Here is a 13,946-nt window from a genome sequence, read left to right as displayed (position 1 = left end):
ATGGAATTCGCTCGGGCGATGGATGATCATGCGAGGAGCGTTCGGGGAGTGCCGGCCCGCTCCCAGAACCCTGCCGTCAGGGTATTCGATCCGCACCGACATCCCTCCGGCAACGGCGGCGAGGATCCACTTCGTGCCGAGCGCGAACATCGCGGTCACCGGCCCACGGGGCGCGGGAGGCACACCCGGGGCTTCTCGCCCCGCGGAGGTATCGGACTCGGGAACGGGATGGACCCGGAGGCCTCGCGCCCACAGGTAGACACCGTGAGCGCGGATTTTCGCCGACACCGCGACCGGTTCGATCGGGCGACGGAGCGCCAACCCGAGCAATGTCTTGGGCGTGGCCGCTTGCTTCGTTCCGGACACCGACGCGAGAAAATCGGGCTCGCCCTCGCGCTCCAGGCGAATGCCCACGTACAGCTCGTCGCCCGGGGGCGGAACGTCGAGAACATATCGGCCTTCGCCGTCATGGAACGGAGACACCATAAAGCTCTTCGGCACCTCGGCCCGCCCGCGGGCGTCCGGCCGCAGCAGGTAGTGGTGGAGCCCGCCGTAGGTATTGCGGACGACGGCGAGCACCGCGGCCGGCTCCCCCGACGCGGAATGCAGCCACACCACCGACAGCGGATCGAAACCGGCTCCGGCGACACGGCCGGTGCAGGCGAGCAGCGCCGGGCCTTCGACGTCGAGGGTGCGGCCCCACTGAGAATCTTCGCGCGCGGCGAGCTCGGCGACCTTCCGGCGCAGGGCGGCCCCGAAGGACGGCACACTACCGATGTCGAGATCGGCCGGGCGGATGCTCGCCAGCCGCGTCGTCCAGGCGGGAAATCCGGGCAACGCCGCAACTCCGCGCCCGTCGACCTGCAGCTGGTCCACGTCGACGAGCCACCAGTACGAGCGGGCATACACGTCGTGCCGAATCGGGCCGCTGCGCGAATGGCGCACCGAGGTCTCATACAGCGCGTGCGGAGCCGGACCGGATGTGGCGCCGGGACGTGCGCTACCGCTGCCGGCGGACCTGGCCCCGTCTACCGTCACGGAGTCAAGACGTAACGAACGGCCTGGCATCAGTTCCACCGCCCGCCGAGCTTCTCGGCCGCCCGCAATCCCGACGCGGCGCCATCCTCATGAAAGCCCCAGCCGTGGTAGGCGCCGGCGAACACCACACGGTCGGAATCGATCTCGCCGAGCCGGGCGCGCGCTGCGACGGATTCGGGCGTGTAAAGCGGGTGCGCGTATTCGGCGCTGCGGAGGATCTTTTTCGGGTCGACCAGCTCTCGCCCGTTGAGGGTGACGAGAATCCGGGTCTCCCCCGGCACGGGGAGGTGCTGTAAGCGGTTCATGTCGTAGGTGATCACTTCCTGCTGGGGGCCTTCGCCTTCGGAGGTAATTCGGAGCGTCGCCGAACTCAGATGGTTCCACGCCGCCCTGGCTCGCTTCGCGCGCGGAAGAATCGAGGTATCGGTGTGCATGATCATCTCGTTGCGCTGGTACGGCAGCGCCGAAAGTATCTCCGTCTGCGTCGGCGTGGGAGCCCCGAGCATGCGAAGGGCCTGGTCCGAGTGGGTCGCCACGACGACGGCATCGAAAGTGTCTGCGCCCGCGGAGGTATCTATCCGGACTCCGCCTGCCACCGAAACTACCTCGTGCACAGGCTCTCCGGTGCGTACATGCGCGATTTTCTCGGCGACCTTGCCCACATAGACGCGAGAGCCTCCGGCGACCGTCCGCCACTGCGGCGAGCCCAGCACCGTGAGCATGCCGTGGTTGTCGAGGAACCGAAACAGAAACTCGGCCGGATACTCCAGCGCCCGCCCGGGCTCGGTCGACCACACGGCGGCCACGAGCGGGATAACGAACGCGCGCCGGAAGTGCTGCCCGAATCTGTGGCGGTCGAGGAATTCGCCCAGCGTCTCGGGATTGTCCATGAGGTCGGACGCGGCATCCGCCCGGGCGAGCTGTCTACGCGCGGCTCGGTGGAAACGAGGCACGTCCGCAAGCATTTTCACGTGCCTTGGGCGCAGCGCAGCGCGGTTCGGGAGCATCCCCGCGACGCCGGTGCCCCCGCAGTATTCGACCCCGAGTTCGTCGTCGCGGATCGATAACGACATCTCGCTTTCCACGGTCTCGATGCCGAGCTCATCGAAGAGCCTGAGGAGGGTCGGATAGGTGCGCCTATTGTGCACGATAAAGCCGGAGTCCACCGCGATCGTCCGGCCACCGATCTCCACGTCGTGGGTGTGTGCGTGACCGCCGAGGCGGGAGTCCGCCTCGAACAACGTGACCTCGTCGTGGCGCGAGAGAACATGCGCGGCGACGAGACCCGACACCCCGGAACCAATCACCGCGATTCGGCGCGGACGCCGGAGCGCGGCGTAGTTGGCGATGCGACTTAAGTCGGGCAACTGGGTCTTATCGTCGGTCTCGCTCACGCAGAGAGACTCCTACCGTGTGCATACGTTTTGCGCTTACCGCCAAACGCTGCGCCCAGGCTACATGGTCCGAAGACCAGCCGACTGACCAACCTCCCTGGACATCACACCTAGCTGGAGTGTTCGATCGTGTCGGCGCTTGCCCACGCAGCAATCTCACCAGACCAAAATTAGGCTCTTCCGAAAAGCTCTGCCGAAGAACGAACGTGAAGCATGTGGAGCTCGGTTGCCTGGTGTAGTGCCCGCCGATCGAACCGTTCGAGGCTGCGAGTACGTTCATCGTCATCGATCACTATCGACGAGCCCATCTCCCACATCGCTTTTTTCGCCAGCACCATCGTGCGCATCGCTTCCAGCGCAACGGTCCGAACGACAGGTCGGCGCGTGGGGGCGAACAAGGCAAGAGTTGTGCTCGCGGTTCCTGTAGCGATCAAGCTCAGGTTAATCGCGGTCTCTCCGAGTGCACTGTATTCGCGGGCCCAACGGCGCACGAAACGAATTTCTTCGCTGAGCTCCTCGGGCATATGGTCCAGCTGTCCGTTGGTCCACGGGTCTTGGGCGAGACGTTGGGCAAGGCGAACACCGACACTCGCTCCCAAAAGGTGTCCACGCAGGTAGGCGGCGAATAATTGGTCCGCAAAAGGGGCGGGGCGCTGGCGTGGAGTCATGGGAGTCCTTCGGTGGAGTTGTTAGCGATCGATGCTGTCGGGTCGGGACCTACGTGTGCCCGGATCCACGATGACGTTCGTGGGGTCTGGAGTCGTTCGATCTCGACCCAGAAAGCTTGCACCTCTGCTACAGAAAGCAGGCCGCGTTCGATCGCGTACCCTTCGACGTCGAACGAGTCGAAATTCGAACCCAGGTGAGGCGTGGAGGTCCACAGGGTGGGTCGGCGCGATCGATCCAAGGCATCCGACCCCGGTGGCCTAGGGGCTCGTGAGCGCGTCGGATGGCCGTCGTAAGTCGCCTTCTGCACCTGGTTAACATGCTGGGCGTCGACGTCTCGATTATTGGGAGTGCAGGCCATTCAGCCCTCCATGTCGACGTTACATGGCCGACGCTACGAGCCGGAAAAAGAGAAAAACTCACCCTTAGGGGTGAAACATGGACGTCAATAGTCATTCACGGCGCCCCTCCTTGCCCGACACGTGGACCGCCTGACAACTGACTCTCTTTTCTTAATCGACGATATGCGTACCGTTGAGGCACCATCGAGGGGTGGGCACCACAACCGTGTACAGCGAACCGCTCCGCATCGACGACTCCACCACGGTGGTTCTCGTCTCGCGCCAGACCCGCTCGGGCGGGACCGTCCCCCTCGGGGCGCTGACGACGCACGCCGGCGCCACCGAATGGACCGCGACCCCAAAGCCCGACCGCCTCGCCCTCGCGGGCATCGCCGTCGGCTTCGTCGCCGCGACCCTCGCGTGCGTCGCCATGGTCCGCCGGCCGCCGTGGCCGGAGATACTCATCCACGAAGAGCGTTAGACGCCTGCCCCCGGGCAGGAGAAGGGCCAGCAAATGAGCTTCTCCCACACCTGCATCATCGACGCCGAGCCCGAGAGAGTCTGGCAGTACTTCTCGTCTCCGGGAGCGCTCCGCCGCCTCGCGCCGCCGTTCCTCGCGCTGCAGCCCGTCTCCGAGGCGAGCTCTCTCGCGGAAGGCACCGCCGTGCTCGCCCCCGCGACCTCGCTCCCCGGTCCCCTGCGCGGACCCTCCCACCCGCGGTGGATCGCCCGGCATGATCCCCGCGGATACATCGAGGGCGCGCGCTTCGTCGATCGCTGCGCTTCGGCGCCCTACCTGCAGCTCACGGGCTGGGTCCACACGCACACCGTCGAGGCGGTGGACAACGAGCCCGAGGGCGCCGAGGACTCTGCGAACTCCGATGGCTCAGCGTCGAGCACACAGTCGACCGCCGTGGGCGACCACGTCGACGCCCGCGTTCCCGCCGGCTTTCTCGCCCGGACCTTCGCCTATCGCTATCGCCAGCTCGCCGCCGACCTCGACGTGCTCGAGCGGCTCCGGGTCGCCGCCCGCGAGCGCGGCGCAGGCTCCCTGACCGTCGCCGTGAGCGGCGCCTCGGGCCTTGTCGGCGCCCAGCTCACCGCGTTCCTCACCATCGCGGGCCACAGCGTCGTCCGCCTCGTCCGCCACGAAAGCGACCGCCCCGGCGAGCGGCAGTGGGACCCCGAGTCCCCGGCGCCCGACCTCCTCGACGACATCGACGTGCTCGTCCACCTCGCGGGGGCACCCATCGCCGGGAGGTTCACCGACGCCCACGTCGAGAAGGTCCGCTCGAGCCGTATCGGGCCGACGAGAGCGCTCGCGGAGCTCGTCGCGGCGCGTGGCGGGGCGACGGCGCTCGTCTGCGCCTCCGCGATCGGCCTTTTCGGCGCGGAGCGCGGCGACGAGATCCTCGACGAAGACGCGGCGCCCGGCGAGGGCCCCGTCGCCGACATCGTGCGCGAGTGGGAGGACGCCTGCGCCCCCGCGCGCGACGCCGGCGCGCGCGTCGTCAACGTCCGCACCGGCATCGCCCTCTCGGGCGCCGGTGGGATGCTCGGGGCACTCGCCCCGCTGTTCTCCACTGGGCTCGGCGGGAAGATCGGCGACGGCGAGCAGTGGCTCTCGTGGATCGCGCTCGACGACCTCGTGGATATCTACGCACACGCGGTGGTCGACCCGCGATTCGAGGGCGCCATCAACGCCGCAGCCCCAAACCCGGTGCGCAACTCCGAGTTCACCGAGATCCTCGGCCACGTCCTGCGCCGCCCCACGGTGATCCCGGTCCCCGCCGCCGCGCCCGCGCTCGTGTTGGGCCGCGACGGCGCGCGCGAGCTCGCGCTCGCCGATCAGCGGGTCGTCCCCGCCAGGCTCGCTGAGCTCGACCATCCGTTCCGGTTCCGCTCGCTGAGCGGCGCGCTCGCCCACGAGCTCGGCCGCGAGAAACTCCCCGACGTGCTGCCCGACGCGCCCGTCGAGACGCCCGGGGGCGCGGCCGAGTCGAGCCCGGGCGAGCCCGGCGCGTGAGCCGCTCACTCGTGTGGTTCCGGCGCGACCTCCGCCTCGGCGATCATCCCGCCCTCGCCGCAGCCGCGGAGTCCGGACCCGTCCTCGCCGTGTTCGTCCTCGACCCCGCGCTCGTCTCGGCGTCGGGCAGGGCGCGCGCGCTCGCCCTCCGCGACGCTCTCCTCTCGCTCGACGAGGATCTCGGCCATCGGCTGTGCGTGGTCCAGGGCAGCCCGGTCGACGAGATCCCGCGCCTCGCCGAGGCGGCGGGCGCGGACACCGTCTTCTCCTCCGCGGACCACGGGCCCTACGGCGCGCGCCGCGACGCGGCCGTCGCGCGGGCGCTCGCGGGCTCCGGGCGCGGATTCGCCCCAGTCGGTTCGCCCTACGCCGTCACGCCCGGTCGGGTCCTGACGTCGAACGGCACCCCTTATCAGGTCTTTACCCCCTTCCGTCGGGCCTGGTACGGGCGCGGCTGGCCCGCGCCGTCCGTATCGGGGCGCGAGAGCGCGGACTGGCTCGATCCCGCCGCTGTCGGCGGGGCGTCCGGGTCGACCGGGTCGACAGAGACGACCGAGCCGGCCGGGTCGAGCAAGCGAACCGACCCCGGGGCGGCGCTGCGGGAAACACTGTGCTCCCTCCTCGGGGAGGGCAAGGCGCCGCTCGAGGTCGGCGAGGCCGCGGCGCGCGCCCGGTGGCAGGAGTTCCTCGACGAAGGGCTCGAGGGCTACGCGGAACGGCGCGACCGGCCCGACCTCGACGCGACGAGCAGGCTCGGCGCGCAGCTCAAGTTCGGCACGATCCACCCCCGCACGATGCTCGCCGACCTAGCCGCCCTCGGCCCCACGAGCGGGCTCGACACCGCCCTCGCCGACAGCCGCGACACCTTCGCTTCCGAGCTCGCGTGGCGCGAGTTCTACGCCGACGTCCTGCACCACCAGCCGGCCAGTGCGCGCGAGAACATCGACGCCCGGTGGGAGCGTTTCCCGTGGGCAGACGGCGGCTCGGCAGACGAGGCGTTCGCGGCGTGGCGGGACGGGCAGACGGGGTACCCCATCGTGGACGCGGGGATGCGCCAGCTCCTCGCGGAGGGCTGGATGCACAACCGCCTGCGTATGGTGGTCGCCTCGTTCCTCACCAAGGACCTCCGGGTACACTGGCGGCGCGGAGCCCGGCACTTCATGGACCACCTCGTCGACGGCGACCTCGCGTCCAACCAGCACGGCTGGCAGTGGACGGCGGGGACCGGCACCGATGCGGCGCCGTACTTCCGCGTGTTCAACCCCGTGACCCAGGGCAAGCGCTTCGACCCCGAGGGCGACTACGTGCGGCGGTGGGTGCCCGAGCTCCGCGATATCGAGGGCGCCGCAGTCCACCGGCTCCGCGAAGACGGCCACGGCGAGTACCCGGCCCCGATCATCGACCACGCCGAGGCCCGCCGCGAGGCGCTCGCACTCTACGACGACGTCATCCGCGGGTCCTAGGCGTCGGGCGCCGCCCGGTCAGGAGGCCGAGGGGCAGAGGGGGACGGCGTCGCCGCGGCCGCCCGCCTGCGGGGTCGTGATAAACGCGCACGGCCACCAGCCGCGGTCGGACACGGTGCGTTCGACAAGGTCCCAGGCGTCCGCGGAGAGATCCGGAGTCCGGCTGAGCACGAAGCCCGACGTGCGCGCCGGGTCGCCGACGATGGCCAGCGAGTAGTCGTCGGCGAGGTAGGTGACCCGGTAGTTCGCCGTGCTGTCGTCTCCCTGGAACGGCACGCCGTCGAAGGCGACGTGCAGGGACGCGGGGTCCGAGGGGTCGACGACCTCGGCCTTCCCGCTGATCCCGGACTCGGCGCCCCACGCGGTGCGGCACGAGTTTTCCACCGAGACCGATGTCGGGGAGAGCACCCCGTACCTGGCCTTCGTATCGCTCGCGCACTGGAGCGTGAAGGGCTGAGGGATGGCGGCGACCTGGAACCACTCGCCCGCGTACCGGTCGAGGTCGATCTCCCCGACGGACGTGAGCTCGGGCCCGCCGATCGAGCCGAGCTGCACGGCGGGCGGATACCTCAATCCCGACGAGCCACTAGCGATGCGTCCGCCGTCGGTGGGGTCTCCGGATTGGGCGGATGCAGTGGCGGGCGCGACCACGGCGACCGAGGCGAGCGCGAGAGAGACCGCGAGCGCTGCACATGTCCTGGACATCGAGGGTGTACTCATGCCCGGACCCTAGCCCAAACCCGACTCGACCGCATTGGTTCAATCTCACAATGCGAGAGGTGCAGAACTCGTACCTTTCTTGCCGCGCTTTTCACGAACCAGGCCACGAGCCTCTCGGTCTGAGATCGCAACTATCACCTGATTATGAAGCAGCCGTGAGCTTGATTGGCAGCACTGTGCGAAGGACGAATAAAGCCCGCTCTTCCGGGATCACTGCGCCGCCGTGTCCGAGCAGCTAGATCACCCAGGGCAAAACAGGCTACAGGAACGTTCGATTCCCGCCGGAGACTCAAATCCGAAAAGCGCCCCTGGTTATTCCCTCGATAGGGATAGATCCGAGCCTCTTTCGTGTGAACCGATCGTCACCCGGTAGCGCTCTCAGGCCTTCTCGAGATTCTCAAGCTTTGCTTCATAGTCCTTGCGCTCGTTGTCGTCGATGTCGGTCATCGCGCGGTCCGCGCCCAGGAGCGCGAATACGGCGTCACGGACCCGCGGCGGGCCGCGAGCGAGGCGGCATTGAGAATCGCCGTGCCGCGCGAAATGTGCACGTACGGGCGAGGGCGCTCGATGGCTCCGATAATGGCCTCGGCGATCTGCTCCGGGGTGCTCTTCGGCACGAGCTTGATCCCCAACACCTCAGCGGACAACATGTGGAACCTCGCGAGCGCGATCGGCGGAAGCGTTCTCGGAATGCTCACGATTTGGGGCTACCTGAGCCTCGCCGAGCGGTGGGGCCTAGATCTGCGGAAGCTGGATCGCGCCGTTGGAGACTGCGAGCGCGATGCCCGCGGCGACGCCGCCGATCGCGAGCGAACCGAGCACCGGGAGCGCGTTCTCGGCCGAACCGTCACCGCCGAGGCTGCCGAGCGGGTCGGGGATGCCGCCGGCCGGTTTCGCAGGGACAAACGCCGAGCGAAGCGAGACACCGTCCGCAACACCATCGTCGGCCCACAAGTAGCGGGTGCCGGTCTCGTCGGTGAAGGATGCGAAGCCCTCGTTGGCGAAGTTGTCGAGCCCGGCGGGGCGGTCGAAGATCGTGCCGTCGGAGACGAACTTCTTCCCGTCGAAGGTCAGCTCGACCGAGCGGCCCTGGCAGACCTCGTCGCACAGCGCGCGGAGCACGCCGTCGGAGTAGTCGAGAGCCATGAGTCCCTCGAACGGGGACTCGTAGGTGTCGACCAGCGTGGCCTTGCCGTCAGCGATAGTGACGAAGAGGACGTCGCCGGTGGCCTCGACGCCAACCGCGTATCCCTCAATCTCCGGCACGTACTCCACGGCCTCGAGCCCGGCATTCGCGCCGATCTCGCCGACGAACTCCTTGAGGGAGACCTCTTCAGTGGCGTCCAGCGTGCCTTCTTCGTCCTCGGTGAGCTCGAAGTGCAGCAGCGACGGGCGGCTCACGCTGCTGTCGTCGTTATTGCGCTCGGTGGCCACGTAGATGCTGCCGTCGGGGTTGACGGTCACGCCCTCGGCGTCGAGGGTTCCGGCGCCATCCGGGTAGTTCAGCTCGAAGGTCTGCTTCACCGAGTAGGCGTCGGCCTCCGCGTCGTAGGTCAGGACGTACAGGGTGCCCGTGCCGTTGTTCACGACATAGGCATTGCCCTCGTCGTCGAAGTCGACACCGGACATGTCCTCGTCGGCGAAGTCCCCGCCGAGATCCTGGTCCTTGATCTTGAACTCGCCGCCCGGGAACGGCTTTGTCTCGGTGTCGTCCTCTTCGCCCTCGGCGGTGTTGATGCCGTCCTTGGTGGGCGCACCGGTGACGGCGAAGTCGCCGGTCATGTCCGGGATGCGGCCCCACGTCGTCGCGGCGTGGCCTTCCCAGGTCGTCTCGTCGACGATCTCGCCGTCGGCGTCAAAAAGCCGGATAGAATCGTTCCCGCCGAGGCCGAAGCCGTCTGGGGTGTCGTCGGTGTAGATGGACTTGTATCCGCCCGACTCGATCGTCGTGCCCTCGGGGAAGACGATCGGATCGTGGGAGTCGTCATCATCCAGGAGGTACCAGCCGGAGACGTCGACGCTCTCCTCGGAGTCGCGGTTGGCGAGCTCGACCCAGTCGCCGACGGGATCGCCGTTCGACTCGACCTCGTTAATGACGACGCCCTTCGGGTCGCCAGCCTGCGCGAAGGCGGGCGCGGCGGCGACCATCGAGGTGGCAGCGAGGGCTGCGGTGAGCATTCCGGAGGTGAGCGAACGCTTATTCATTTCGACCTTTCCCGGGGCGATTCGATGTCGGCGACGCGGCGCAAGAAGGCCGCGAACACGGGGTCTCACGCTATGGAGCCGGAGTACCGGGAAAGCAGCGTCGCCATGAATCCAGGATTAACTCCGGTCGACGATCGATAAAATTGTCCAGGGCACACGGCATGCGAGCGCCCTCGCCCCGTCGGGCGCCTAGCCGAGGAACTCGTCGATCCGGGCGGACACCTCGTCCGAGAATTCGTCGAAGAAACCATGCCGGCCGCCAGGGTGGATGTAGAGATCGGCGTCTGAGATCTCACGGTGAAGGACGTGAGCGTTGCTGACCGGCGCCATGAGATCGTCGTCGCCGTGCATGATCAACGTGGGCGCCGAGATCTCACCAATCCTCGCCGAGGCATCATGCTCGCCGCTCACGCGCAAGTGCCCGCTACGCGCCCGTCCGGACATCTGCGCGTCTCCGAGCAGACAGCTTCGCAGCCCCTTTTCTCGCCACTCGGGTGTGTAGAAGAGGTCGATGAGGGTGTCGAGTCGCTCCTGGGGATCGCGCTGACCGAGACGCTTGCGCACATCGTCGCTGCGTTCGGTCGCCTCGGGCCCGCCCGGCGAGGTGCACGCGAGGACGAGCCGATCGACGAGGTCCGGGGAGTCGATCGCAAGCCATTGTGCAACCCGGCCGCCCATCGACGCACCGTATATATGGGGGCGGGAAATCCCGAGGCCTGCGAGAACGTGGCGTGCGTCGTCAGCGAAGGATCTGGTCGACCAGCCCTTGATCGAGTCGCGGCTCACTTCCGCGTGCGTGGTGCCGGTGCCGCGGTAGTCGAAGGTCACTGTGGTGAAGCGGTCGGAGAAGTGCTCGCGCAGCCCGTTCCACCAGCGATGCGAATTGGACTGGCCCGGCAGCATCAGCAGCGCCGGCCCCTCGCCGAGTCGCTGGACGGCGAGCTCGGCGCCGTCGCCGGCGCGAACTGTGGAGCGGTCGAGCTCGGCCATTTCATGCCCTCCTGCCTCGTGGGATCGGTGTCCGCGCTATCGCCGCCGGGCGACGTCGACACGTCCGGCCGGATTCACTGCGGCTGGCCAACGAGTTTCCGGCCGCGCGCGGTGCTTCGCGACTTCACAGGATTCCCCGGCCCCCCGGAAGCCCTCTTCCTAGCCTTCGACGAGCTCGCGCAGCGTCTCGAGATCCCGGGCCACCGCGTCGCAGTCGCGCGCGAAATCGTCATCGCTCGCGTCCAGCTGCCGGACCGTGAACACCACCTCGACACCGTCGGGATGTTCGAACACCCGCAGCGGGTTGTTCACCACCTCCCCGGAGGGCAGCGCCACGTCGTGGTCGAGCACGCCGTACTCGTTGCGCGGCGCAAAGCGCACTCTCACCTCGCCCATCGGGGACGCCACGACGAGGTCGTCACCATCTCGCCGGACCTCTGCCTTCGCGAGCCCTGCTGCCCACCGCGGCAGGTTGTCGGGGTGGGCGGCGAAGTCGTAGACGCGGTTCGCCGGCGCCCCGATCACTTGGCTGACATGCGCGGATTTCATGTCGTTCGTCCTTTCGTCCCAAGCTCTTTAGAAGCTATGACGGCGGAGTGCTGACGATGCGAGTCGCCGGTGCGCGTATGGGTCTCGACGATGTCGAGCCCGGCCGCACGCACCTGGTCACGCACGTCGTCGATGCTCCGGAAATAGGCGGGCGCTATGGCGTGGTCGAAGATTTCCGTTCGGGGACCAACGAAGAATCCCAGCAGCATCGTCCCGCCCGGCCTCAGTGCGTCCGACAGCGTGCGGAGCGCCTCGGCGTGCTCCTCCGGCGGCAGATGGATCAACGAATACCAGGCGAGGACACCGGCGAAGCGGCCGTCTTCATCCCGCAGCGCCGCAACATCGCCGAGCCAGAACTCGCAGCCCGGGAAGCGGGACCTCGCGCTATAGACAAAGGCGCTCGACGGTTCGATCCCGCGCACATTGTGCCCCTGCTCTCGCAAGAATTCGGTGAGATGCCCCGGCCCGCAACCCACATCGATCAACGGCCCGTCCGCGACCCGCGCCCACTCAGCGATCAACGCCCGATCCACCGCATGCACGGACTCGATACTTCCGAGCATGTCGACGTAATCCTCGGCTCGGCGCGAATAGGCCTCGATCGCAGGTCCGGAGTTCACGCGCCTCAGACTACTCCGCAGATAGCGCGAGGTTCCGCGCCTTCGCAAGCGTCGACCCCACGCCCATCCTGCGCAGGTTCGGTCTGTCCTAGCCGGAGAGACCGAGGACGATCTCGGCGATCTTCTCCGGGTAATGCTCCGGCAGCCAATGCCCGCCGCGGCCGATGACGTGCAGCTCGAAGGGCGCGTCGACATATTCTTCCGCCAGCTCCGCCCCGCGCCGGTCGAGCGCCGGGTCGCCCTCTCCCCACACGTGCGCGGTGGGCACCGCGACTCGTGATCGGAAGAACTTCGGGTTCGCATATGGCAGAGCGCGATACCAATTGACGGCGTAGCCGAACGCTCCCGTCGCGATCACGTCGCTGTGCACTGCGGCGATCTGCTCGGCGTTCATGCCATTGAGTTCGAGCGCCTTGTCGAAGGCCGCGGGCACGCGGTCCGCGAGCACCTCGGGCACGAGCGGCAGCTGGAAAAAGCCCATGTACCAGCTGCGCAGAAGCTGCGCACTGGAGAGCATGGATTTGAGAAAAGCGCCAGTGCTCGGCACGGACAGCGTGGTGAGCGTTGCGACGAGGTCCGGCCGGGTCGCAGCGAGCTGCCAGGCGACCACTGCGCCCCAGTCGTGCCCCACGAGATGCACCGGACCGACGTCCAGCTTCTCGATCAGCGCCACCGCATCGCCCGTGAGCACCTCGATTCGGTAGTGACGTCGGCCGTCCGGGCGCGCACCGGGCGAGTATCCGCGCTGATCGAAGGCGACCGTGCGCAGGCCGCCGGCATTGAGGATGGCCGAGACGTCGTTCCAAATCGCCGAGGTCTGCGGAAAGCCGTGGAGTAGCACGACAGTGCCGGACGGCGCGGCGCCCTCCGCCGCGTCGGAATCGATGACGTCGAAGGTCAACCCGTCGTTGGAGAACTGGTTCATGCCCGCCCTTTCGTCGCGGCCCGATGCACCCATCCTGCCCTAAATCCGCGCCCGACCCACGAGAAATGCGGACCGCCCCGCCGCTTTTCCAAGCGACGGGGCGGTTTCGCACGCCGGGGGTGCGGGGCACCTCCGGCGTCATAGGTGTTGTGGTGGTTAGTCGTTCGCGGAGAAGCGGGACTCGAAGAAGTCGAACGCCCGGTTGACGTACTCGACCGGATCGCCGCCCTCCTCCTGACTCATCTCCAGCGCGACGCCCGTCGCGGCGAGCAGCGCCGGGAACAGGACCTTGACCTCGAGGCGGGACATCGACCCATCGGAACGGGCATACATCTCGTCCTCGAGATCGCGGATCAGGTCCTTAGCGCACGCCCGCTCGACGCTGCCGAGCAACACCGTGATGTTGTCGCCGAGCTGGATGAAGTTCGCCGGGGACATGATGTAGCCCCTAGAGGGGTCGATCATGTCGAGGAGGATCTCGCGGATGTTGCGAATCGGACCGTTCTCCGCCGGAAGTTCGTCGAACTTCTCCTTCCACTGCGAGGTGACGACCTCGATGAAGTGGTAGAAGGCGTCTTCCCGCTTCTGGAAATAATTGTGGAAGGTGCGGGTGGAGACGCCGGCACGATCCGCGATGGCCGCGATCGTCACGCCCTCTTCGCCCTCTTCGGCGAGGAGCTCGACGGCCGCCACCGCAAGGCGGCGGCGCGTCTCGCTCTTCTTCCGTTCGCGCAGACTCTTCATCGCTGCGCGTCGACCAATTGCTTCTTCTGCCACAGCTCGTCCTCGAGCTCGACGAGCGTCTCACCTTCGATATCGACGCGCGGCAGGATCTTGTCGAGCCACTTCGGCAGCTTCCACGCGTAGTCGCCGAGTAGGAACATGACCGCGGGGATCAGCGTCATGCGCACGAGGAACGCGTCGAGGAACACGGCGGCGGCGAGCGCGAAGCCCATCACCTTGATGAACGGCTCATCCATGAGCATGAACGCCGCGAACACGGAGATCA

At 67.6% G+C, this 13,946-nt stretch carries 15 protein-coding genes; 3 read left to right on the top strand and 12 right to left on the bottom strand.

All coding sequences use genetic code 11. From position 1 onward, the window contains the following. The 3 genes from K8V11_RS01030 to K8V11_RS01020 form a co-directional block, all read right to left on the bottom strand. Window positions 1-1,038, bottom strand: a 1,038-nt coding sequence (locus tag K8V11_RS01030) for a DUF1365 domain-containing protein (RefSeq protein ID WP_303910351.1), incomplete at its 3' end; no start/stop codon positions are given. A 29-nt stretch (window positions 1,039-1,067) separates the two neighbouring features. Then, on the bottom strand, window positions 1,068-2,387 hold the full coding sequence (locus tag K8V11_RS01025; RefSeq protein WP_303910352.1) for an NAD(P)/FAD-dependent oxidoreductase: 1,320 nt from the start codon (window positions 2,385-2,387) through the stop codon (window positions 1,068-1,070). 215 nt (window positions 2,388-2,602) lie between these two features. Beyond that, a complete protein-coding gene (locus tag K8V11_RS01020) occupies window positions 2,603-3,100 on the bottom strand; it encodes a hypothetical protein (protein WP_303910350.1) in 498 nt (165 codons plus the stop codon). Between the two features lie 550 nt (window positions 3,101-3,650). On the opposite strand from K8V11_RS01020, the gene K8V11_RS01015 reads away from it, so the two are divergent. The 3 genes from K8V11_RS01015 to K8V11_RS01005 are packed head-to-tail and all read left to right on the top strand — an operon-like array spanning window position 3,651 to window position 6,928. Next, window positions 3,651-3,920: a hypothetical protein gene (locus K8V11_RS01015; RefSeq protein ID WP_303910349.1), complete on the top strand. Its 270-nt coding sequence runs from the start codon at window positions 3,651-3,653 to the stop codon at window positions 3,918-3,920. A 33-nt stretch (window positions 3,921-3,953) separates the two neighbouring features. Then, window positions 3,954-5,465 (top strand): TIGR01777 family oxidoreductase, encoded by a 1,512-nt coding sequence (locus K8V11_RS01010; RefSeq protein WP_303910348.1) that lies wholly within the window; start codon window positions 3,954-3,956, stop codon window positions 5,463-5,465. After that, window positions 5,462-6,928 (top strand): deoxyribodipyrimidine photo-lyase, encoded by a 1,467-nt coding sequence (locus tag K8V11_RS01005; RefSeq protein WP_303910347.1) that lies wholly within the window; start codon window positions 5,462-5,464, stop codon window positions 6,926-6,928. Before K8V11_RS01010 ends, K8V11_RS01005 begins: the two co-directional genes overlap by 4 nt. An 18-nt stretch (window positions 6,929-6,946) precedes the next feature. On the opposite strand, the gene K8V11_RS01000 is transcribed toward K8V11_RS01005, so the two are convergent. The 9 genes from K8V11_RS01000 to K8V11_RS00960 form a co-directional block, all read right to left on the bottom strand. Beyond that, window positions 6,947-7,648, bottom strand: coding sequence for a lipocalin family protein (locus K8V11_RS01000; RefSeq protein WP_303910346.1), 702 nt, complete (start codon window positions 7,646-7,648; stop codon window positions 6,947-6,949). 443 nt (window positions 7,649-8,091) lie between these two features. Next, window positions 8,092-8,346 (bottom strand): hypothetical protein, encoded by a 255-nt coding sequence (locus K8V11_RS00995; RefSeq protein WP_303910345.1) that lies wholly within the window; start codon window positions 8,344-8,346, stop codon window positions 8,092-8,094. Window positions 8,347-8,383: 37 nt separating this feature from the next. Continuing rightward, window positions 8,384-9,853 (bottom strand): lamin tail domain-containing protein, encoded by a 1,470-nt coding sequence (locus tag K8V11_RS00990; RefSeq protein ID WP_303910344.1) that lies wholly within the window; start codon window positions 9,851-9,853, stop codon window positions 8,384-8,386. Between the two features lie 189 nt (window positions 9,854-10,042). Further along, window positions 10,043-10,843, bottom strand: a complete 801-nt coding sequence (locus tag K8V11_RS00985; RefSeq protein ID WP_303910343.1) for an alpha/beta fold hydrolase — start codon at window positions 10,841-10,843, stop codon at window positions 10,043-10,045. A gap of 159 nt (window positions 10,844-11,002) precedes the next feature. Beyond that, complete coding sequence (locus K8V11_RS00980; RefSeq protein WP_303910342.1) at window positions 11,003-11,392, bottom strand: SRPBCC family protein; 390 nt, start codon at window positions 11,390-11,392, stop codon at window positions 11,003-11,005. Next, window positions 11,389-12,012 carry a bifunctional 2-polyprenyl-6-hydroxyphenol methylase/3-demethylubiquinol 3-O-methyltransferase UbiG gene (locus tag K8V11_RS00975; RefSeq protein WP_303910341.1) on the bottom strand — a complete coding sequence of 208 codons (624 nt, stop codon included), beginning with the start codon at window positions 12,010-12,012 and terminating at the stop codon, window positions 11,389-11,391. Before K8V11_RS00975 ends, K8V11_RS00980 begins: the two co-directional genes overlap by 4 nt. Before the next feature lie 88 nt (window positions 12,013-12,100). After that, the gene (locus tag K8V11_RS00970; protein WP_303910340.1) at window positions 12,101-12,937 is read right to left on the bottom strand and encodes an alpha/beta fold hydrolase; all 837 of its coding nucleotides are present in this window, start codon (window positions 12,935-12,937) and stop codon (window positions 12,101-12,103) included. A gap of 156 nt (window positions 12,938-13,093) precedes the next feature. Next, window positions 13,094-13,714 carry a TetR/AcrR family transcriptional regulator gene (locus tag K8V11_RS00965; protein ID WP_303910339.1) on the bottom strand — a complete coding sequence of 207 codons (621 nt, stop codon included), beginning with the start codon at window positions 13,712-13,714 and terminating at the stop codon, window positions 13,094-13,096. Next, on the bottom strand, window positions 13,678-13,946 hold a 269-nt coding region (locus K8V11_RS00960), incomplete at its 5' end, for an MMPL family transporter (RefSeq protein WP_303910338.1). The genes K8V11_RS00960 and K8V11_RS00965, both read right to left, overlap by 37 nt.

Origin of the sequence: Dietzia timorensis, from assembly GCF_020742175.1 — a bacterium.
Taxonomy (GTDB): Bacteria; Actinomycetota; Actinomycetes; order Mycobacteriales; family Mycobacteriaceae; genus Dietzia; species Dietzia timorensis_A.
The sequence above is the reverse complement of the archived record's forward strand: the minus strand, read 5'-3'. Positions and strand labels throughout refer to the sequence as shown.